At 69.7% G+C, this 22,738-nt stretch carries 9 protein-coding genes and 1 pseudogene; 4 read left to right on the top strand and 6 right to left on the bottom strand.

Annotation, left to right across the window (positions count from 1 at the left end; genetic code table 11):
- Positions 1-172: 172 nt before the first annotated feature.
- The 4 genes from ACIOHC_RS39155 to ACIOHC_RS39140 all read left to right on the top strand — a co-directional run bounded on the left by ACIOHC_RS39155 (position 173) and on the right by ACIOHC_RS39140 (position 17,721).
- Positions 173-14,164, top strand: coding sequence for a hypothetical protein (locus tag ACIOHC_RS39155; protein ID WP_401846321.1), 13,992 nt, complete (start codon positions 173-175; stop codon positions 14,162-14,164).
- A 394-nt stretch (positions 14,165-14,558) separates the two neighbouring features.
- Positions 14,559-14,762: a hypothetical protein gene (locus tag ACIOHC_RS39150; RefSeq protein WP_351085257.1), complete on the top strand. Its 204-nt coding sequence runs from the start codon at positions 14,559-14,561 to the stop codon at positions 14,760-14,762.
- Between the two features lie 204 nt (positions 14,763-14,966).
- Entirely contained in the window at positions 14,967-16,202 is a 1,236-nt protein-coding gene (locus tag ACIOHC_RS39145) for a hypothetical protein (RefSeq protein WP_351085256.1), read from the top strand.
- 760 nt (positions 16,203-16,962) lie between these two features.
- Positions 16,963-17,721 carry an AfsR/SARP family transcriptional regulator gene (locus tag ACIOHC_RS39140; protein WP_351085263.1) on the top strand — a complete coding sequence of 253 codons (759 nt, stop codon included), beginning with the start codon at positions 16,963-16,965 and terminating at the stop codon, positions 17,719-17,721.
- Positions 17,722-18,120: 399 nt separating this feature from the next.
- On the opposite strand, the pseudogene ACIOHC_RS39135 reads toward ACIOHC_RS39140, so the two are convergent.
- The 6 genes and pseudogenes from ACIOHC_RS39135 to ACIOHC_RS39110 all read right to left on the bottom strand — a co-directional run.
- Positions 18,121-18,372 (bottom strand): annotated as a pseudogene (locus ACIOHC_RS39135) (response regulator transcription factor); the annotation flags it as partial.
- 138 nt (positions 18,373-18,510) lie between these two features.
- Positions 18,511-19,338 carry an alpha/beta fold hydrolase gene (locus ACIOHC_RS39130; RefSeq protein WP_351085254.1) on the bottom strand — a complete coding sequence of 276 codons (828 nt, stop codon included), beginning with the start codon at positions 19,336-19,338 and terminating at the stop codon, positions 18,511-18,513.
- A gap of 126 nt (positions 19,339-19,464) precedes the next feature.
- Positions 19,465-20,022 carry an FcoT family thioesterase gene (locus tag ACIOHC_RS39125; RefSeq protein WP_351085252.1) on the bottom strand — a complete coding sequence of 186 codons (558 nt, stop codon included), beginning with the start codon at positions 20,020-20,022 and terminating at the stop codon, positions 19,465-19,467.
- A gap of 2 nt (positions 20,023-20,024) precedes the next feature.
- Positions 20,025-20,909, bottom strand: a complete 885-nt coding sequence (locus ACIOHC_RS39120) for a TauD/TfdA family dioxygenase (RefSeq protein WP_351085250.1) — start codon at positions 20,907-20,909, stop codon at positions 20,025-20,027.
- An 82-nt stretch (positions 20,910-20,991) separates the two neighbouring features.
- Positions 20,992-21,270, bottom strand: coding sequence for an acyl carrier protein (locus ACIOHC_RS39115; protein WP_351085248.1), 279 nt, complete (start codon positions 21,268-21,270; stop codon positions 20,992-20,994).
- A complete protein-coding gene (locus tag ACIOHC_RS39110) occupies positions 21,267-22,307 on the bottom strand; it encodes a beta-ketoacyl-ACP synthase III (protein ID WP_389638673.1) in 1,041 nt (346 codons plus the stop codon). Before ACIOHC_RS39110 ends, ACIOHC_RS39115 begins: the two co-directional genes overlap by 4 nt.
- Positions 22,308-22,738 lie beyond the last annotated feature (431 nt).

The raw sequence follows: 22,738 nt of genomic DNA, 5'->3' as shown, positions 1-22,738 counted from the left end.
GGCCTGCCCGGAGCTCTTCGCCACCGGGCCGTGGCAGGAGGGTTCGGGTTCGCAGACTGCGCCCGACCCAGGCCTTGGTTCGGCCCGTTACCAGCTGCTCGATCAGTTCCTGAGGAACTTCCTCCAGCACGACCTGGCGGCGCTGCTCGGCGAGCCCGTGTGGGCCGGGGTGATGAACCGTCTCGTCGTGGAGATGGCGAAGCTGCCCGGGTCGCTGCGCAGCGACCCGCGCGCACTTCAAGACCTCAGCAGGCGCCTCGTCGCGGAGGCAGTGGCCGGCAACGCGCAGCCGGGGCTCCGTGAAGGGGTGGATCGGAGGGACGGACGCACCGTACTGCGCTGGTTGCGCTACGAACTCGCGGGCCGGCCGTTGGGGCCGGTGGTGCGCGCATGGGCGCAGGCGCATGCCGATCGTCACGGTGTCCCTGATGACTCCGGGCCGAACACGCACATCGCGCCCCACGTACGGGCCGCGCTGGACGAGACACCGACTGACTACTCCGAACAGGACGCCGAGGCCGGGCCGCTCCCGGCCCAGGCGTCGATGCAGCCTGCACCGCTGTCGGAGTCGGAACCGAGCGGTCCACCGCAGGTCCTGGGCACCCCGGTCTACGATTCGGGCTCGTCCGTCGACGCCGAGGAGATCTGGGAGAACGCTGACCGCCTCGGCATGGACCACGCAGTGGCGCGGGTCTTCGCCCGGCACTCGTTGCCGGACGGTGTGGACGTCACCAACGTGATGGAGTTGGCGCACCACTGGGGGCTCGATGCGGATCAGGCCGCGATGCTGATGGCGCACGTTCGGACGCTGGGGCGCTTCCCCGAAGCGGTCGTCGGCCTGACCCGGGCGTTTGGTGTTGGCCCCAACCAGGTCTTCGAGCTGGCGGGACAGCTGGATGTGCCGCCGGAGCATCTGGTGGCGGTGTCGGGCGAGCTGCCGGGGCTGTACCGCTTCCGGCCGGAGGAGCAGGCAGCGAGCGGCGCAGACGCGCTGCGCCGGTACCTGGAGGCGGCGGGATTCGGCCCGCAGGACCTTCGTTGGTTCGCGGGATCCGGGTTGCAGCTGCGCCCGCAGGACCTTGTCGATTTCCATCGTTTCGTGCTGAAGCGCAAGTTCGTGTTGGATAATCTGCGGTCCGGTGCGCAGGATGCCGATGTGCTGGTCTGGGAGTGGCGGACGGCACGGAGAAGGGCAGACGCGGCGGCGGATGTGGCGTTCGGGAAGCACCGGGCGCGGGCTGAGGCCTTGTTGTCCGACGCGCTCAGGAGGCCGACGCTGGAGGCGGCCGCGCGGCGGCTGTGGAACGTCTCGGATGATCTGTTGATCCAGCACGACTCGGACCTGGGGCCGTTGTTCCTGGAGGACTCGGACCGGGCGCTGTTTTTCCCGCAGGCCTCGGACCTGGCGCTGTTGTTCCCGCAGGACATTGCCGCGCTGCATCAGTATGTGGAGCGCCGTGGGGCTCTGGACGAAGAGGGGTGGGAGCGCTGGGTCAAGTTCATGAGGTCGCAGTTCGATGCGCTCGGGCTGCGTACCGCTGAGGACTGGGCGGCTTTCGGCCGCCTGATCCAGGCATGCCCGGAGCTCTTCGCCTTCAGGCCGGGGCAGGAGGCTTCGGGTTCGCAGACTGTGTCCGATCCGGGCCTTGGTTCGGCCCGTTACCTGCCGCTCAATCGGTTCCTGGGGGGCTTCCGGCTCGACCTGGCGGCGCTGCGCGACTGGCCCGTGTGGGCCGGGGTGATGAACCGTCTCGTCGTGGAGGTGGCGAAGCTGCCCGATTCGCTGCGCAGCGACCCGAACGCACTCCGAGACCTTGCCGACCACCTCACCGCCAAGGTGCACGCAAACGTGCCGTCGGAGCGCCGTGAATGGGTGATTCGCCAAAACGCACGCACCCAATGGCGCTGGTTGGGCTGTGAGTTCGCGGTCCGGCCGTGGGGGCCGGTGGTGCGCGAGTGGGCGCTGGCGTATGCCGAGCGCCAGGGTGCCCCTGACGACTCCGAGCCGTACGACATCGCGCCCCGTGTACGGGCCGCGCTGGATGCGAGGCTGCCGGACTACGTGGCGCCGCCGGAGTACTCGGATCAGGACGCCGTGGCCGGGCTGCTCCCGGCCCAGGCGTCGGTGCAGCCTGCACCACTGTCGGAGTCGGGGTCGGAGTCGGAGCTGAGTGGTCCGCCGCCGGCTTACGGGGCGCGCGGTCATGTTCCTGCTCCGGCGGCGGTGCGGGACTGGGCGGTTCGTATGTGGGGGGTTGAGGGGGCGCAGGTCGGAAGGTTCAGTGCCGACGGGATCGGGGCCCTGGAGGCGTTGCGGCAGCGGCTGGGCGTTCGGCAGATGAAGGACCTGCTGAGTGTGGTGGCGGGGATGGGGGAGGTGCCGTCGGTCGCCGCGCTGGAGGGGGCCGCGCGCGTCCTGGGGCTCAGGGACGTCATGGACCTGTACCGGGTGCTCAGGCGTTTTCCGGTCCGGCTGGACGAGCTGCACCGGCTGGCCTGGCAGCGTGAGCTGGCCGATGTGTTCCGGCCGCTCAACCACGCGTGGGCGCTGGGGCGTAACCGTGTGGTCGAGCAGGTTGCGAACCATTTGCGTGACCTGGTGCAGAACACCGAGGTGGCCATGGACCTGCTCCTGCTGGACGTGGAGCACTGGTCGCGACGCTCCGACTTGCTGGGCAACGAGAGTGGGGCGGTGGAAGCGTTCCGTGCTGCCTTTGACCTGCCGGACGACGAGGTCACTGGGGCGCTGTTGCGGGATGTGGCCCGGATGGCGGGTGCGGACACGCCTGAGGATCGTGCCTGGTTCTTCCGTTTTGCTTCCGACCCGGCTGTTGCGGGGCCTGCTGATCTGCGTGAGCAGTTGCCGACGGGGACCTGGCTGGCTCCGGCGCAGCTTCTCGTGGTGCTGCAATATGCCAACTTCCGTGGCAGGCACAGCGTGTCGGACCTGCGCCAGATGAGCTTCGTGGACGCGCATGGTGCTGTGGAGGACTTGGCCGGGGAGTTCCGGCACATGACGGGAAGGACCGTGCATGAGGACCTTCCGGTCGGCCCCGGCGCCGCGGACACGGTGGAGGGCTTCCACGACTTCTTCGAGCGTGTGAGCAGCGAACGCTTCCGGACGCTCTTCGCTGTGCCGGAGGGCCGGCCCGTTGAGGATGTGTTCGCTGATGCGGCCGCTGTCGCGGGTGCGCTGACCCCGGGCGGGCGCGATTGGCTGTACCGCATGGCGGTTGCGTTCGGTGAGCGCGGCTTCGCCGGTCCTGGGCCGCACGCGCCCTGGCTGGCGCCTGCCCGGCTGATCCAGCTCTTGCACTGGGCTGACACCCGGGCTGGGGGGCCGATCGGGAGCGGGCGGACGCTGTCGCATCTGCGTGGCCTGGAGCCCGACGCCGCCGTCAGGCATCTGACCGACCTTGCCGGGCGGTTCGAGCAGGACGAGCAGTTCGCACAACAGGGCCGAACGGTCTGGTCGGAGCCGGGGCAGCGCCCTGACCCGTCCAGGGTGCTGGACGACCTCCAAAGGTGGGTGCTCGAAGACCTGATGGCTCTCGGCGACGAGGCATACTATGTGCTTCCTCTCTATGATGTGACGCCGCTTGAGATGATGGGTTACCTGCGCGCCGTCAGCATGGAGCCCGTGGACCTCCATGTCCCGGGGCTCGGCTCCGACGGTGTGCCGCTCCACCGGGTCGGGACCGGCGACCTGGTAGATCTGGCCAACCTCGTCATGGTCCTGCGACGCCTGCCCGAGGACGAGATGCGGGCGGCGGCAGAGGCGGCCGGGCTTGGGCCGTCCATGGGACCGTTCCTGCGCCGGCTGGCCAACACCCTGGGGCTGGAACAGGAGCAGTTCCACCTCCTGGGTGTGGTGCGCGGGCCCTTGCTGAACAGCCTGCGCCGTGGGCACGGGCCGCAGACCTGGCGGGAAGACGGCTTCCAGCCGTTCCTGGAGGACCAGGGCATCGATACTGATGCCTTGCACGACGGATCCGAGTCCGAGGTGCGGTTCGTGCGGGGGCTGTTGGAGCGGCTGCACGGGCTGGGGCTGAACCTCGACGAACTGCCGGTCCTGGGCGAGCGTGTGCAGTCCGAGCTGGTGACGGCCGGTGTCGTCGAACCGGGCGCCTACGGCGATCTCATTCCGGGCCAGCGTCGTGTGGTGTGGGATTCCTTCGTTGACGGTGAGGCCCCTGTCGGCGAGTTCGTGCGCTCGTGGCGGGCCGAGCAGCTGGGGATGCCGCTGGATCGGTACGACGCGCTGGCGGGGCAGCCGTGGTTCGACGCGTACTGGCTCCGGGAGCTGGGAGAGCGCCTCGGGGTGGGCGAGGACCTGAGGGAGCTCGCCGAGCTTGCCGAACGGTTGCAGGCCATGCCGTGGGGTCTCGTGGAACTCGCCGGCACCTACACCGAGACGACACCACAAGACATGGTGCACACGGCGCTGCACGGGGCCGAGCAGGTGCAGCGCTGGTTGGGTTCCGGTGTGCTGCGGTGGCCGCCGGTCATCGGTATGGAAGAGGAGCCCAAGCGCCGCCGGGCACTCCACGCCCACGCCGCGGGCGAGGTGGGCCGGGCGATGTTTACTTCCGGACGCGATGCTGCCGAACGACTGGCTGCACGGCTGTCGCGGGAGGCCCGCCGCAATGGCGAGCATTGGATCGGCACGGAGGAACAGCGGCTGGCCCGCACGATGGGTGGCGCCGACCGGTTCCTGAATTCGGGGTCGGGCTCGGGATCTGGGTCGGGCTCGGGGTCGGGCTCGGGATCTGGGTCGGGCTCGGGGTCGGGCTCGGGCTCGGGGTCGGGCTCGGGGTCGGGCTCGGGCTCGGGGTCGGGCTCGGGGTCGGGCTCGGGGTCGGGCTCGGGCTCGGGGTCGGGCTCGGGGTCGGGCTCGGGCTCGGGGTCGGGCTCGGGATCTGCGTCGGGCTCGGGGTCGGGCTCGGGATCTGCGTCGGGCTCGTCCATCGGCGCCTATGAAACCCATCAGCACGCTGACCTCCTCGGCGTGGACTACGAAGTGGCGCGGGTCCTCGTCGAGCGCTCGTTGCCGGTCGGTGTGAACATCGCCGACGTGGTGGAGTTGGCGCAAGGCTGGCGGCTCGATGCGGATCAGGCCGCGATGCTGATGGCGCACGTTCATTCGCTGGGGCGCTTGCCCGAAGCGGTCGTCGGCCTGGCCCAGGGCTTGGATGTTGGCCCCAACCAGGTCTTCGAGCTGGCGGGACAGCTGGATGTGCCGCCGGAGCATCTGGTGCTGGTGTCGGACGAGCTGTCGGAGCTGCTGGACGGTGTCCCGTCGGCGGAGCAGGTAGCGAGCGGCGCAGACGCGCTGCGCCGGCGCCTGGCGGAGGCGGGATTCATCCCGGAGGACCTTGGATGGTTCGCGGGATCCGGGTTGCAGCTGCGCCCGCAGGACCTCCGCGATTTCCGGCGTTTCGTGCGGGAGCGCGAATTCGAGTTGGACGATCTGCGGTTCGGTGCGGTGGACGTGGAAGCCCGTGAGCTGGTCAGGGACTGGCTGGACGAACGGAGCGTAAACATCGTCGCAGTGATGGAGTTGGCGCACGGCTGGGGGCTCGATGCGGATCAGGCCGCGATGCTGATGGCGCACGTTCAGGAGCTGGGGCGCTTGCCCGAAGAGGTCGTCGGCCTGGCCCGGGCGTTGGGTGTTGGCCCCAACCAGGTCTTCGAGCTGGCGGGACAGCTGGATGTGCCGCCGGAGCATCTGGTGCTGGTGTCGGACGAGCTGTCGGAGCTGCTGGACGGTGTCCCGTCGGCGGAGCAGGTAGCGAGCGGCGCAGATGTGCTGCGCCGGCGCCTGGGGGAGGCGGGATTCGTCCCGCAGGACCTTGGTTGGTTCGCGGGATCCGGGTTGCAGCTGCGCCCGCAGGACCTCCGCGATTTCCGGCGTTTTGTGCTGGAGCGCGGGTCTGCGTTGGAGGGGCTGCGGTCCGGTGCGGCGGACACTGGTGGGCTGGTCAGGGGGTGGCTGGCCGATCGGAGCGAGGCAGAGGCGGCGGCGGGTGCGGCGTTCCGGGAGCACCAGCGGCGGGCTGAGGTCCTGATGTCCGACGCGCTCAGGAGGCCGACGCTGGAGGCGGCCGCGCGGCGGCTGTGGGACGTCTCGGATGATCTGTTGATCCAGTACGACTCGGACCTGGGGCCGTTGTTCCCGCAGGCCTCGGACCTGGCGCTGTTGTTCCCGCAGGACATTGCCGCGCTGCATCAGTATGTGGAGCGCCGTGGGGCTCTGGACGAAGAGGGGTGGGAGCGCTGGGTCAAGTTCATGAGGTCGCAGTTCGATGCGCTCGGGCTGCGTACCGCTGAGGACTGGGCGGCTTTCCCCCGCCTGATCCAGACATGCCCGGAGCTCTTCGCCCCCAGGCCGCGGCAGGAGGCTTCGGGTTCGCAGACTGCGCCCGATCCGGGCCTTGGCTCGGCCCGTTACCTGCCGCTCAATCGGTTCCTGAGGAACGTCTACCAGTTCAACCTGGCGTCGCTGCGCCACAAGCCCGTGTGGGCCGGGGTGATGAACCGTCTCGTCGTGGAGGTGGCGAAGCTGCCCGATTCGCTGCGCAGCGACCCGAACGCATTCCGAGACCTCAGGAGGCGCCTCATTGCGGCGGCGGTGGCCAGCAACGTGCAGCCGGGGCTCCGGTTGCGTAACCAGAACCGAAGCGCCATAAGCCGCTGGTTGGCTTATGAGCTCGCGGGCCGGCCGTTGGGGCCGGTGGTGCGTGAGTGGGCACAGGCGCATGCCGAGCGCCAGGGTGCCCCTGATGAATCCGAGTCGTATACGGACAGCGCGCCCCGTGTACGGGCCGCGCTGGACGGGTTGCCTGACTACTCGAAACATGATGCCGAGGCCGGGCCGTTCCCGGCCCAGGCGTCGGAACCGAGTGGTCCGCCGCCGGCTTACCGGGCGCGCGGTCATGTTCCTGCTCCGGCGGCGGTGCGGGACTGGGCGGTTCGTGTGTGGGGGGTTGAGGGGGCGGGGGTCGGAAGGTTCAGTGCCGAGGAGATCGGGGCCCTGGAGGCGTTGCGGCAGCGGCTGGGCGTTCGGCAGATGAAGGACCTGCTGAGTGTGGTGGCGGGGATGGGGGAGGTGCCGTCGGTCGCCGATCTGGTGGGGGCCGCGCATGTCCTGGGGCTCAGGGACGTCATGGACCTGTACCGGGTGCTCAGGCGTGTTCCGTTCCGGCTGGACGAGCTGTACTGGCTGGCCGGGCAGCGTGAGCTGGCCGATGCGTTCCGGCCGCTCAACGAGGCGGGGGCGCTGAGGCGTAACCGTGAGTTCGAGCAGGTCGCGGACCGTTTGCGTGACCTGGTGCAGAACCGGGAGGTCCAGCGCGTGCCGGACACCGTGGCTGCGGATCTGCTGGAGGAGGTCCACTGGTCGTTGCGTCCTGAAGTGCTGGGTGACGAGGGCGGGGCGGTGGAAGCCTTCCGTGCTGCCTTTGACCTGCCGGACGGCGAGCTCACTGGGGCGCTGTTGCGGGATGTGGCCCGGGTGGCGGGTGCGGAAACGCCTGCGGATCGTGCCTGGTTCTTCCGTTTCGCTTCCGACCCGGCTGTTGCGGGGCCTGCTGATCTGCGTGAGCAGTTGCCGACGGGGACCTGGCTGGCTCCGGCGCAGCTTCTCGTGGTGCTGCAATATGCCAACTTCCGTGGCAGGCACAGCGTGTCGGACCTGCGCGAGATGAGCTTCGTGGACGCGCATGGTGCTGTGGAGGACTTGGCCGGGGAGTTCCAGCTCATCACGGGAAGGGCCGTGCATGAGGACCTTCGGGTCGGCCCCGGCGCCGCGGGCACGGTGGAGGGCTTCCACCGCTTCTTCGAGCGTGTGAGCAGCGAACGCTTCCGGACGCTCTTCGCTGTGCCGGAGGACTTGCTCTTGGAGGATCTGTTCGCTGATGCGGCCGCTGTCGCGGGTGTGCTGACCCCGGGCGGGCTGGAATTGCTGTATCGCATGGCGGTTGTGTTCGGTGAGCGTGGCTTCGGCGGTCCCACGGGGCCGCACGCGCCCTGGCTGTCGCCTGCCCGGCTGATCCAGCTCTTGCACTGGGCCGATATCCGGGCTGGGGGGCCGATCGGGAGCGGGTGGACGCTGTCGGAGCTGCGTGGTCTGGAGCCCGAGGCCGCCGTCAGGCATCTGACCGACCTTGCCGGGCGGTTCGAGCAGGACCAGCAGTTCGCACAACAGGGCCGAACGGTCTGGTCGGAGCCGGGGCGGCGCCCTGACCCGTCCAGGGTGCTGGACGACCTCGAAGCGTGGGCGGCCGGCATGGTGGGCCTCGAAGTCGCTGATTACCGCAACGTTCGTGAAGATGTGACGCCAGCTCAGATGGTGGGTTACCTGCGCGGCGTCAGCACGGAGCCCGTGGGCCTCCATGTCCCGGGGCTCGGCTCCGACGGTGTGCCGCTCCACCAGGTCGGCACCCGCGACCTGGTGGATCTGGCCGACCTCGTAAGGGTCTGGCAAGGCCTGCCCGAGGACGAGATGCAGGCGGCGGCAGAGGGCGCCGGGCTTGCGCCGTCGATGGGACCGTTCCTGCTCCGGCTGGCCGACGTCCTGGGGCTGGAAGTGGAGCAGTTGCACCTCCTGCGGGTGGTGCGCGAGTCCTTGCTGAACAGCCTGCGCGGCGGGGAGAGTCCGCAGACCTGGCTGGAGGGCGGCTTCCAGCCGTTCCTGGAGGACCAGGGCATTGATCTCGATGCCTTGTACGAAGAATCCGAGTCTGAGGTGCGGTTCGTGCGGGGGCTGTTGGAGCGGCTGCACGGGCTGGGGCTGAACCTCGATGAACTGCCGGGCCTGGGCGAGCGTGTGCAGTCGCAGCTGGTGACGGACGGTGTCGTCGAGCCGGGCGCCTACGGCGATCTCATTCCGGGCCAGCGTCGTGTGGTGTGGGATTCCTTCGTTGACGGTGAGGCCCCTGTCGGCGAGTTCGTGCGCTCGTGGCGGGCCGAGCAGCTGGGGATGCCGCTGGATCGGTACGACGCGCTGGTGGGGCAGCCGTGGTTCGACGTGTACGGGCTCCGGGAGCTGAGTGCGAGCCTCGGGGTGGGCGAGGATCTGAGGGAGCTCGTCGGGCTTGCCGAACGGTTGCAGGCCATGCCGTGGGGTCTCGTGGAAATCGTCCGCACCTACGCCGAGATGACACCGCAGGAAATTGTGCGCAGGGCGCTGCACGGGGCCGAGCAGGTGCAGCGCTTGCTGGGTTCCGGTGTGCTGCGGTGGCCGCCGGTCATCGGTATGGAAGACGAGCCCTTCCGCCGCAGGGCACTCCATGCCCAGGCCGCGGGCGAGGTGGGCCGGGAGATGCTGACTTCCGGACGCGCGGCCGCCGGACGACTGGCCGCACGGCTGTCGGAGAGAGCCCGCGGAGTCGGTGAGCATTGGATCGGCACGGAGGAACAGCGGCTGGCTCGCACGATGGGTGGCGCCGACCGGTTCCTCAATTCGGGCTCGGGATCAGGATTTGCGTCGGGCTCGGCGTCGGGCTCGGCGTCGAGCTCGGGATCGGGATCCGCGGCCGGGGCGGGCTCCGCTTCCCACGACGCTGCGTCGACGACGAGCGATCTCACCGCGGAGGTCTGGCACGACGCCGCTTCGACGATGAGTGACGTTGACACTGCTTCGACGACGAGTGACGTTGATGCCGCTTCGACCACGGGTGACGTCACCGGGGAGGTCTGGGTGACCGCCGAGCTCCGGGGGATGGCCCGTGACGTGGCACGGGTCTTCGCCGAGCACCCGCTGCCGGACGGTGTGGACGTCGACGCAGTGATGAAGTTGGCGCACGATTGGCTGCTTGATGCGGGGCAGGCCGCGATGCTGGTGGAACACGTTCAGGAGCTGGGGCGCTTGCCCGAAGAGGTCGTCGGCCTGACCCAGGGCTTGGGTGTTGGCCCCAACCAGGTCTTCGAGCTGGCGGGACGGCTGGGTGTGCCGCCGGAGCATCTGGTGATGGTGTCGGGCGAGCTGTCGGGGGTGCTGGACGGTGTCCCGTCGGCGGAGCAGGTAGCGAGCGGCGCAGATGTGCTGCGCCGGCGCCTGGCGGAGGCGGGATTCATCCCGGAGGACCTTGGATGGTTCGCGGGATCCGGGTTGCAGCTGCGCCCGCAGGACCTTGTCGGTTTCCGGCGCTTCGTGCAGGAGAACGGGTCCGCGTTGGAGGAGCTGCGGTCCGGTGCGGCGGACGACGATGGGCTGGTCAGCCGGTGGCTGGACGAACGGAGCAGGGCAGACGAGGCGGAGAGTGCGGCGTTCGAGGAACAGCACGTTCTCCGGCCCCACCTGGGGACGCTGCGCCACGAGCCCGTCTGGGCCGAGGCGACCGACGACGTCCCCCAGGTTCCGCAGACCGAGGAGGAGCTGGCCGAGCGGCTCGGCGTCAGTCCCGAGGATGTGACCGAGCTGATCGTGCTCACCAGCGTTGGTGAGGACCTGAGTCCCCTGGCCTTCTTCGACCCGGCCCAGCTCGGCGACTTCGTCCGCCACTACGGCGCAGACGGCGCGCAGGAGCGGGCGTCCTCGCACGTACAGCAGCACGGTCTGCGGTCCGTCCGGGACATCTCCTGGTTCCGTGAGCTGGCGGCCCGCGTCGAGGAGGCGGGGCCGCAGGGCGAGAGGTTCAGGCGCTTCGTCGCGTCGGTCCGTGACGTCGGAGCGCCCTACCCGATCAATCCGGTCGACGAGCGGGAGACGTTCAGCCCGATCATGACCGGCTGGCAGCAGGGCCTTGAGCCGCCTTACACGCTGCCGAGTTCGGTGAACGTCGCCGGACTGATCGGGCAGGCGTACCGGTGGCGGTTGGACGCCGCGCAGACCGCTGCGCTGGTGAACCATGTGGCGGCGTCGGGACAGTTCCCCCATGCGGTCGTGGACCTGGTAGACGCCTGGCAGGTGGGACCGGCGGAGGTCCTCGGACTGTCGGATCGCCTGGGGGTGCTGCCCGAGCACCTGGCGACGGTGGTCGGCGAGCTGCCGTGGCTGGGGGATGTGCCCCTTGAGGAGCGGGTCGAGCTGGGTGCGTTCGCCCTGCGCAGCCGACTCGCCGCAGTGGGCTTCCAGCCGGAGGACCTGGGGTGGTTCGCGGGCCATGACGTCCGCCTGGGCCTGGGCGACCTGGCGGCCTTCCGGCGTCACGCGGAGGCACGCCCATCGTCGCTGGAGGCGCTGCGGGGCCTCGCCGAAGGCGACCAGCAGGACCGCGATGCCCTCGGCGCGTACGTCACCGAGTGGCTGGACCAGCGACCCGTCCCCGCCGAGGCGAACCGCGTGCTTGCCGGGACGCTGATGGCCGCTCCGTTCACCGGATCGACGCTGCGTCTGGCCGCGGACCGGCTGCGCGTGGACCTGGCGGACCTGGCGCGCCTGTTCCCGCGCGATGTGGCCCTACTGCACGAGTGGCGCACGGCGGCGAACCAGTTGGAATCCACGGACTGGACCGTGCCGGAGCGCTGGGTCGACCTCGTGCAGGCGCAGTGGCGCCGGCTCGGGCTGCATCGCCCCGCCGACTGGGCGGGCTTCGGTCGGCTCGTCGAGCAGTTCCCCGCAGCGTCCGACGCCGTCTGGGGCGCCGAGCCGGACGGGACCCCACACGAGCCCAGGCAGGTCCTCGGCTCGCTGCGCTACTTGCGTGCCGACCAGTTCCTGAGTGCCTTCGGCCTCTCCCTCGGGACGCTGCTCCACGAGCCGCCCGCGCGGACGGAACTCTTCCGAGAAATCTTCACCACTCTGGGTGCCCGGCCGGAGGTACGGACCGATACGCATGCGCTCGGCGCACTCGACCGACATCTTCGGGAGGAGGCCGATGCCCTGCGGAACGCGGTGGACCACGCAGGGGTGCGGCGCATCCTCTGGGATCTGCTGACGCCTCAGCACGCCAACCGGCTGGTGACCGCGTGGCTGTCCACGTACGAGGGCACGAAAGCGGGAACGCCGGACACGGAAGAAACGGCCGCCGCCCCCTACCAGCCCCCGCCGAGGTACGCGGACCTCGTCTCAGAGGTGCGCACGCGCGAGGGTGTGCAACCGCCGCCCTACAGCGGCCCGGGCGAGTCGGCCGCACCGCCGCTGCGCGGCTGGGCGGCCCGTGCCTGGAACGTACCGGAGGACCGGCTCGTGCGCCTGAGCGCCGACGAGATCTGGCATCTGGAGATGCTGCGCGAGCGGTTGGGCATCGCGGATCCGGAGACGCCAGGCGAGGGGTTGGGCCTGGAGCGCATGGGGGATCTGCTGAACCTCGTCGCGCTGACGGGTGAGGAATCGCCGGTCACCGCGTGGGAGTCCGCACGGGCCCTGGGGTTGACGGACATCGAAGACTTGTTCCGGGTGCTCGAGCTTGTCCCCGTCCGGCTGGACGTACTGCACCAGCTCGCCGGGCCGCAGGAACTGGTCCGCATCTTCCGGCCGCTCTCCGTGGGAGACGCCCCATCCTGGGCGGCCGACCAGGTCGCCGAACAGCTGCGCCGGCTGGTGGAGAGCGGTGACACCCAGGATTCCTCGGCCGTCCACTGGTCGTTGCGGCCGTCGTCGCTCGCGGACGAGGGCGCGGCGCTACGGCACTTCCTGACGACCTTCGACGTGCGCGGCGCCTGGGAGGCCGGGCGCCTGCTCGGGGACGCGGCATGGCTGCTGGGCGCGCGTACCTCGCAGGACCGTGCGTGGCTGTACCGGCTGGTGTCCGACCCCGTCTTCGCGGGGCCCGGCAGCGCGGCTTCACGGTCCTGGAACGGCCGTTGGTTGGCTCCCTCGCAGGTGTTCGCGCTGCTCCACTGGGGTGACTTCCGCCGTGGGGGCCGGGACCTGGACAGCCTCCGGCAGCTGGATTTCGTCGACGTACTGGAGGCGGTGGACCGCGCGGCAGAGGAGTACGAGCACGAGAGCGGCCAGGCCGTCCAGCAGACGGAGCCGGTCACGACCGGCGCAGGGGCCGTCATGGACGGTATCCGCGACTGGATCTCCCAGCGGCTGGACGTCGATCCCGCGCAGTACGTAGTGGTGACGGCCGGCGGTCCGACGCTCCAGCAACTGGCCGAGTTCGCGCACGAGATCTGGGCGGGAGACGACGCCGTACCGGACCTGTTCGATCTGAGCACCCTCACCGGGCAGCTGCCCGCCGCGGAGATCCGCGAGGTGGCGCGGCAACTGGACGTGCCGCCGGCCCTCGGCCCCTTCCTGTTCCGGCTGAGCGACATGCTCGGGCTGGGGCCGGCGGATTACCATTTGCTCGGCGGGTGGTTGCGCAGCAGCCTGCTGACCGCGCTGGGCGAGGGGACGAGCCCGCAGAGGTGGCAGGAGGACTGGCTGGAGCCCCAACTGGAGGCGGAGGCCGGTGTCGACATGAACAGTGTCCTCCTTGGCGATTCGACCGCCGTCGAACAACTTCGGACGTTTCTGACCTACTTCCACGACACCGGGCTGTCCGTCCATGATTTTGCGGACCTAGACGTACTGGGAGACGTGGAGCGCGACGACGTCCATCGGTGGCGGGCGAGGCAGATGGGTGTGCCGGTGGAACAGATCGAGAGGCTGACCGGCCACGCGTGGTTCGACATGTACGGGCTGCTGGGGCTGGCGAGCCGACTGGGCATGGAGGGCGCCCCCGCCGCGCTGATGGACATTGCCGAGCGGATTCAGGCCGTGCCGTGGGCCCTTGGAGAGCTTGCGGACCCATCCGGCCCGGCGCCGCGTGACCTGGCGGCACAGCTGGTGGAACACGACTTCACGGAGCTGCGCCGGCTGACATCAGGTGTGCTGCGGTGGCCACCCGTGAGCGAGACGGACCCGGATCCGGTGCACCGCCGGGAGGTAGAGACCGAGGCCGAACGCGCGGTGGGCCGAGCGCTGTTGACCGTCGGACGCGACGCCGCCGAACGACTCGCCGCACAGCTGTCGCAGGAAGCCCGCGACAACGGCGAGCACTGGATCGGCACGGAGGAACAGCGACTTGCGCGCCAGGTGGGAGCGGGTCCGTCCCCGGCGAGCCAGGACGTCGGGCTCCAGGAGAGCGGGGCGCATGCGCAGGCCGGGGCCTCCGGTTCGTCCGGTTCGTCGGGCGAGATGTCGTCGTCCGACGGCGATGCGTCGCACGGCGATGCGTCCGGTGGTGGGGCGGGCACGGTCCAGCGCCCCACGGACGTGGTGGAGGAGTAGTGGAGGAGTGTCGCGGCGACGTGGCAGGCGGGGCCGCCCCGGTGCCTTCCTCGGGAACTCTTTCGGCGTCTTTCGGGGCAGCCCTCCGAAACCGCTCTCGGGCTCGCCGTGGTCAACTCGCTCGCGGTCGGCCGGTTCGGCAACGGTCCGGCGTACGGAATCGGCTGACGGGACCCCGGATCCCCGGCGACCGCCGCGGGACTCCGCCGGCTGCCGGCCTGCACCGCCGGACGATGTACCCGCGGGCGGCGGGCTCGGCGGTCGCCCATGTGACTGATGGCGCGATCGACCTGAGTTTCGCGGTGACCGCCCGGCACGCGGCCCCAGGCGTTCGGCATCGCACGTACAATCAGTTGCGTGGCGTCATGGGGCCGTCCGCTTCGCCGTGCTGCCGATGGAGCACGCCGAGTCGTCGGTCGGTCCGCGTCCGCTGCTGTGTGCCGACGCCGACGACTCGGACATCGCCGAGCTCGCCCCTTGGCGGCTCGGCATCGAGCCGCAGTCGAAGATCCTGGCACCGGTGTCGGTCGACCTTGACGCGTGGCAGCCGATGAACTGGTCGGGGAGGAGTCGGCTGCGATACCGGGGGCGGCCTTGACGGTGGTGTCGGCGCTAAAGGGGATGCGCCAGGCCAGTACCCAGGCGGCGCTGGCCGATCCGAGCCCGTGCGCTCACCGACGGCATCCTCGACCGGGCGCCGACCCACACTCCTAGGGAGACCACACCTCAGCGGCACGCAAGTGTGTTCGCACACGCGCGGCAACACCCCCAGCAGCAACGAGGAACAAGAGGAGAGCAGACCATGGCGCCCAGGGAACCCGAAGAGTCCCGCGAAGGCGGTGGCGCGCGTCAGGAGGCGGCCGCCGGCGGGGCGGTGTCGGCGGAGTCGGCCGTCCCCGAACCGGGATCGCGTGAATCGGAGCAGAACGCACCGGAGCGGCCCGGGGCAGCGCCGCCGCCGATGACGAACACCTTGTCCACAGGTTCGGCTCCGGTGCCCGTCGTCTCCGGTGACCCGGCCGCGGCACCGGCTTCCGATACCGCAGCGGCTTCGGACGGTGCGCGGAAGGGCACGTCCGCCGCCGCGTCGGCAGCGACAGGGGCGAAGTCCGAAGCGAAGTCCGGCGCGAAAGCCGCAGCGCAGTCCGGGGCGGCGGCCTCGGCGTCGGCGGCCGCCGTGGCGTCGTCCGGCCCCAGGCAGGACGCCGCCACGGAGAAGGACGGCCCCGACGGTCCGACGGGCCGGGTGTCCAAGCCGATGGCGGCCGCGGCGGCACTCGCCGGGGTGCTGCTGCTTTGCTCGCCGTTCCTGATCGCGGGACTCGTGGGGCACCACTCGGACGACAACTCCCCCCGGGCCGGGGACGATTACACGGGGAAGCAGGGCGGCCCGGGGCTGGTGCCTGGCACGGACCAGGCACAGGGCGAGGCGTCCGGGGGCGGTCATGGCGGTGACTCCTCGTCCTCCGGCGGCGGGGCGGTGCCGCCGGATGGCGACCAGGCCAACGACCATCACTCCGCTTCTCCCGCGTACTACGCCGTGGCCGGGCCGTACTGCTCGGACAAGTCCACGGGCTACAAGGAACAGGGCAGGTATGCCGACGGCCAGTCGGGCTGGACGACGCAAGAAGGCAGCTACGCCGGGGGCGGCTGCGGCGGGCGCTTCACGTCCGTACCGATGTCCGGCCACAACGGCGACGACGGCAACTACGCGCTGTGGACGTTCCGCACCGCGCCGGTGAAATCCGGGTCGTGCGAAGTCAAGGTGTTCGTCCCGGGCGACGGCAACGTCGGCCACGTCGGCGGCCACCCGAGCCACTACTCCGTGTACAAGACCGTGGACGGATCGGGGAAGCAGCTCAGTGACTTCACGGTCGACCAGGTCCGCAACCGCGGCAAATGGGTGTCCGGCGGCTCGTTCGACAGCAGCAACGGCGCATTCTCCGTCAAGCTGCACACCCGCGGCGTCGATTACGGGTCCGGATACCAGAACGCCCACCACGCCGCCGCGGCCATCAGCCTCGAGTGCAGCGCCTGACCGGTCGCTCAGCCTGACAGCCCGCATCGTCCCGCTCCCCGCCACGGGGGCGGGACGACGGCCTTACGGCCTGGTGCACGAAAGAGAGTGGATCAGGCCGTAAGACGCCGCACGCTGCCCTCCGGCGCACCGCCCGCGACTACCAGCGGCCCCTGTCAGCCCTTGGCCTCAGCCTGGCAAAGACACATCTCGATCACGCAACGGCCCTGGGGGCGTGGCCAGTCGGTCTCCCCTCCCTTGTGGGGTCCGAGATAGGGGTTGTTAGGGGTTGAGCGGGCTTGAGTGGCCCGGTCGCCCTGCATAGCGTAAGAGGCAAGGAAAGTGGCTCTTCAGGGGAGGCGAAGAAGAACATGGATCCCTTGCCGAGGGGGTGCTGGGCGGCGCCGAACCAGAAGAGCTCGAAAGGCTCGAACTGCCGAGCGCGTACATGGTGGCCCATCTACGCGCCGAGGGCGAAGGAGGGCGGTTGCGCCACGCGCCACGACCGCCCGTACCAGGTCATCGGCCCGGACGCGGCTGGGGAAAACCGTCATCAAGTCGCCCGACCGCGCGGAATTTCTGGTCAACGCCCTGTTGTCCGCGCATGGTCGAAGGCGGGCTGCTGGGAAAGAAGTCGGGACGCGGATTCCAGGTCTACGCCTGGCGGGGCGGATACGAGTCGAGCGCGGCGACGGCCCGTACACCCGAAGTGAAGGCAGGAAAAGTGCTGTTGGAGTTTGAGGAGCCGTTGGTGCGATACGAAATTCTCGGGCCCTTGAGCGTGACCGATAACAACCGGATTTCCGCGATCACCGCGCCGAAAATGCAGATTCTGCTGGCCACCTTGCTCATCCGGGCGAATCATGTCGTCTCCCGTGAAGCGCTGGTCAACGAGCTCTGGGGCAGTACGCCACCGCGCCGGGCGACGGCGGCCCTGCACGTGTACGTATCGCAGCTGCGCAAGTTCCTGAGTGGGGCGGGGCACGACGGTGGATCCGGGCATGACCAGGGCCCGCTCATCACCAAGTTGCCTGGCTATCTCCTGCGGGTCGGCCCCGGAGAGTCGGACCTGCATCTCTTCCAGCGGCTGCTCCACGAGGGGCGGGTCAGTGTTCGGGCGAGGCGGTACGACAAGGCGGTCACCGTGCTGGGGTCCGCGTTCGCGCTCCCCCGGGGGACTACGCTCAGCGAGGTGTCGGACGGACCGGTCATCGGCGGATTCGTCAAGTGGCTGGACGAGGCTCGTATCGAATGCGCCGAGCTGTTCGTCGAGTCCAGCATGGCCCTTGGCCGCTATCAGGAGATGATCGGGCTGCTGCGGTCCCTCGTCGTCGACCATCCCTTGCACGAGACGTTCTATCAGCAGCTGATCCTGTGCATGTCCCGGTCCGGACGCCGGGCCGAGGCGCTCACGACGTACCGGGGCGTCCGCGAGACGATCCGTCGCGAGCTGGGGCTGGAGCCGTGCCGGGCGCTGCGCGAACTGCAGCAGACTATTCTGCGGGCGGAAGAGGAGGAGCCGGAGCCGGTGGGCGTGTGACTGGCGGCGTGGGACGCTTGGGGAGAGGGGCCCACGGGGGACGCCCGGGGTCTCTCTCATCACTGACCGCTGCCGCCTCCCAGGGCGGCAACGTTGCCCGCGTCGTGTCGGAGCCGGTGTCATCGGAGCCCAGCTCCGGCACCTGCGCGCCGGGCGAGGAGTGGATATGGCCGGCCTGCGGCGTCGGACCGCTCGCCGCTTCCGGTCGGGGCTCGTTCGTCGGTCCGGGGGTGGTGAGCGGTCGGAGCCGCGGGACGAACAACCGACTGTCGTCGGCACGAGGGTCGTGCAGGCTGGAATGGACGGGGCCCGGTGAACGACCCGCCGTGCGTTGCGGTGCAGGGGTATCTCCTTTGTCCGTGTCCCGCGGCCGATGTCACCCGGGACGTGCTTGCGACGTCAGGAAAGACGTGCGGCGTCACGCGTGCCGAACGCGCCGGACCGGTCCTGGCCGGCACGTACCAGCCCGGTCTCGTAGGCGAAGACCACCGCCTGGACGCGGTCCCGCAGCCCGAGCTTCGCCAGCATCCGACCGACGTGGGTCTTGACGGTGGCCTCGGTGACAACCAGGTGGTCCGCGATCTCCGCGTTCGACATGCCTTGTGTCAGCAGCAGGAGGACCTGGAGCTCACGGTCGGTGAGACGGTCCAGAACCGTCCCGTCGGCCGGCATCCACACGCTCCCGGCAGGCGTGGGCCACCAGCCGTTCCTCGGTTGGGACCCGCGCCGGACGGCCGCGGTCGTGGTACATCCCGACCGTGGCCACCGACAGCGGAAACAACCCCGCGATCACCCGCGCCTCACGCGGGGCTGTGCTTCTGCGGGGAGCGGACCAGCATGGACCGCGGCGGTGAGAGAGGCGCTGATGTCCCGGGCTACATCGGCGAGTTGGTCGGCCAGATAGAAGTGGCTGCCGGGGTACACCGACAGGGCGAAGGCGCCCGTCGAGTGGGCTCGCCACTGAGCCGCCTCGGCGACCGTCACCATCGGATCGTCGTCGCCGACGAGCACGGTCAGCGGGCAGCGCAGCGTTCGCCCCGTTTCGCACACGTACGTCTCGACCGCCCGGTAGTCAGCCCGGATGACGGGGAGGATCATGGCGCGCAGTCCCTCGTCGTCCAGCGCACCCGGCGCGGTGCCGCCCAACCTCTTGATGTCCGCCAGCACTTCGGCGTCGGTCCGCGGCGGCACGCGCTCGCGGCCGCCGGCTGAGGGCGCGCGGCGGGCGGAGGCGAAGACCTGGACCGGACCGTCCTGGCCGAGACGTTCGAACCGGTGGGCCACCTCGAACGCCAGCAGGGCGCCCATGCTGTGCCCGAAGAAGGAGTACGGAGGCCTCACGTGGGGCCGCAGCGCCTCGAAGGCGGCGTCCGCCATGTCGGAAAGGCTGGTAAGCAACGGCTCCTTGCGCCGATCCTGACGCCCTGGATACTGGATGGCCCAGGTCTCCACCGTGGGCGCGAGCTGCCGGGACAGCGGGAAGTAGTAGCTCGCGGCCCCTCCGGCGTGCGGAAAACACACGAGCCGCGCCCGACTCGGCGGCGGACCGCCGTACGGCGCGAACCGCCGGATCCACGGGCTGCTCACATCGGGAGACGCGGTCGGGTGTGCGGTCATTGGGGCTTCTCACAGGCCTGGGCGATGCGCATGCGGGGTTCCTTCCTGCCGTCGGCGGGCGGTCGCCGCGTGCGCCGGCTCCGGCTCCGCACGGAAGCGGAACCGGAGCCGGCACACGCGGCCCGGTCATCCGGGCAGGCTGGTGAAGGCGAGCGTCGCTTCACCGTCGCACCGGCCGCCCTCGGCATCGTGATAGCGGTACGCCGTGTCGGCGATCAGCAGGGGCGCGGCGCCGCCCGGCGATCTGTGCTGCACCGACCGGAACTCGATGGCGCCGGAGAAGGAGCGGGGGGTGACGGGCCGCCGGAACTTGCTGGCGAACCGGGCGATGAGGACGTCGGGAAGTTGACGCTTCCAGAAGTCGTCCATCGTCCAGTCTGCAAACGCCTCCAGGAGTCCCCACTGGATCGCGGCGGCGACCGTGTAATACATCATCTGGTTGTAACAGATGGTGATTTCGACCGCGTTGAGATGGCCGGTGTCGTCGATGTAGCACGACTCGGGGATCTCGAACGTGCAGTGCGCGGTGACGCCCGTGCCTCCGGTGCCCTCTGCGGTGACCCGCGCCGACTTCAGATACGTGGTGCGGTGTTCCTTGTACGGCTGGAGTACGCGCGCCAGGAGCCGCTCGTCAGTGGCGTGCTCGTGGATGCTGTGCGCGCCCGTGGCGTGTGCGCCCGTCACGGCTACGCCCCGGTCTCGTACAGCTTCCGGGTGTCGTGCACGGTGACCCGGTAGGAGACGGTGGGCTCGGGCGTGGTGGTGTGCCGGGCCCGATGGATCAGGCTGCGGTTGTCCCACACGAGCAGGTCACCCTTCTCGAACTCCTGCAGATGGATGTTCTCGTGGGCGAGGTCCTCGTCGAGCTGGCCGGTGGCCTCGAAGAGGCGCTTGAGCAGCTCGTCGTCCAGCGCGTTGCCGTCGGCGTCCTCGATGCCGACGGTGAACCCCTCGCTGATGTACAGCACCGTCTCGCCGGTCATCGGGTGGACGAAGGCCGTAGGATGGACCACCGGCGGCGTCTTCGTCTCGACCTCCTTGAGGATCTCCGAGATCGGCCGGTAGACGTCCTGCGGACGGATCTTGAAATATTTGCGGACGCTGTGCCGGCAGGACGTCCCCGACACCGCCTCCTTCAGCTCCTCGGGCAGCTTGCGGTATGCCTCGCCCATGTCGATGAAGCACGTCCCGCGGTTCCGCTCGGGGATGACCTGCGGGTAGATCAGGGTGATCCCGAACGGGTTGGGCATGAACTGGTAGTCCGCGTGCCAGAACTTGCCGGTCTTCGGTACGCCGATCTGCTTGCCGTTCTCCGGGACGTTGGAGGAGACGAAGACGTCGGGGTTGTCCGGGTGGCGGTACATCGGCTCGTAGTACGCCTCCGGCTGTCCCAGCCGCTTCCCGAGGTCGTGGAAGGCCGTCGGTGTGAGGTCCTGGTCCTTCAGTACCGCGATCTTGTGCTTGTAGACGGCCTGCTTGAGCGCTTCGATGTCCGCGTCTGACGCGGTGGTGTGGTCGAAGTCCGCCACCGTCACGCCCATGTGCCCGTCGGTCTGCGGTTTGATCTGCATCGTGTCAGTCCTCTTTCCCGGTCGAATGTCCCGGATGCGATTCGCCGGCCGGATCTTCTGGCCGGTTTGCCGGTTGATGGTGTTACGCGGTGGTCTGGTGTAGCGGCCCGTCGGCGGAGAGCTTGGACTCGATCAGCCGCACAGTCTCCGCGAGGGAGAGCTCCTGGGACAGCTCGTTGTCGGCGACCTCGACGCCCACCTCGCGTTCCAGCCGCAGCGAGATCTCGACCATCGTGAGTGAGTCGACACCGAGGTCGGCGTACGTCGCGTCCGGCGTCAGCTGCTCGGCCGGTGCGTCGTGCAGATATTGCAGGACAGCGACCAGTCGGTCGTACAGCTGCTCGTGCGTGGGGTTACTCATCGTCGGTCCTCTCCTTGGCTGATGTCGGGCCATCGCAGTACGCAGGAGCCCCAGGTCAGGCCCCCGCCGAAGCCGGTGAGCACTACCCGATGGCCGGGCTTGAGCGCGCTCTCGGTGTGGGCGTGGGCCAGCGCCAGCGGAATCGACGCGGCACCGGTGTTGCCCACGTCGACGAGATGGCTGGCGCAGCGGGACCGTTCGATCCCGAGGTCGTCGGCAACGGAGTGCAGGATGCGCACGTTGGCCTGGTGCGGGACGAAGTAGTCCACGTCGCCCGGCTTCCAGCCCGCGGCGGCGAGCGCGGCCCGGGCCGAGGCCGCTATGCGCGTGACGGCGTGCCGGTACACCTCTTTGCCGCGCATCGCGAAGTGCTGTTCGCCGCGGGTCGGTGGGCGGGATTCGGCCCACTGCCGGGAACCCCCGGCCGCCACCATGATCAGCTCTTCGGACGCGCCGTCGCTGCCCAGGTCGAAGTGGTCCAGTGCGCCTGGTTCGGCCGGGTTTCCGGCGCGCAGGACCACGGCGCCCGCACCGTCGCCGAAGATGATGGCGTTGGTGCGGTCGTCCGGGTCGACGATGGAGGAGTACACATCGGCGCCGATCACCAGGACCCGTCGGGAGACCCCGGTCGCGATCAGACCGGCCGCGGTCGCCAGGGCGTAGATGAACCCCGTGCAGACCGCCGAGACGTCGAAGGCGGCGGCCTCCCGCAGCCCGAGCCGGGCGGCGACCAGGGGAGCGGTGGCCGGGCACGGGCGGTCGGGTGTCGTGGTGGCGAGCAGGACGGTGTCCGGGGCCGGGCCGCCGGCCGAGCGCAGCGCCCGGCGGCCGGCTTCCACGGCGAGATCGGAGGTGGCCTGCCCGGGCTCGACGGCATGGCGCCGCTGGATCCCCGTCCGGGTGGTGATCCACTCGTCTGTGGTGTCGAGGCGCCCGGCGAGCTCTTCGTTGGTGACGACCCGCGGCGGGACCCAGCCACCGACACCGCACAGCACCGCGGCCCGCCCGGCTGGCACACCGAACGGATCGACGGGTATGGACGGCTCGAAACCGGGGGAATCGGGTGGTCTTCCGAAATCGCTCACGACGACACCTCTGTAAAAACAGGGAAAACGCTTGGGGGAATGCCATCCGCAGGACGCGCATAAAGCATTTCGTCCATACGCTGTCAGCGGTAGAGGCGCCTTCAACGAAAAAGCACAAAGACCGCGATGTCAATAATGGACGGGATCCCTGAAGCAGGTCTAAGGCCGTTCTAAAGCCTGGCCGCAGCATTCGTGGCCGGGTGGCGACTTCGCCGGACCTCCCTTTGGGAGACGCCTGTGAACTGCAGTTATGTGCTACGGAACTGCGGTTCTGGCGGCGCCGTACCGGCCGCGGAGGGGCGGCGCAGCAGACTTCGAGGGCTTGTGGGGCTTGCGGCCGGGACGGTGTGCGACGAGTATCAACCCTGACCTGCGGGCCAGCA

Origin of the sequence: Streptomyces sp. NPDC088252 (assembly GCF_044740965.1) — a bacterium.
Classification (GTDB): domain Bacteria; phylum Actinomycetota; class Actinomycetes; order Streptomycetales; family Streptomycetaceae; genus Streptomyces.
This window is presented reverse-complemented; position numbering and strand designations above follow the sequence as displayed.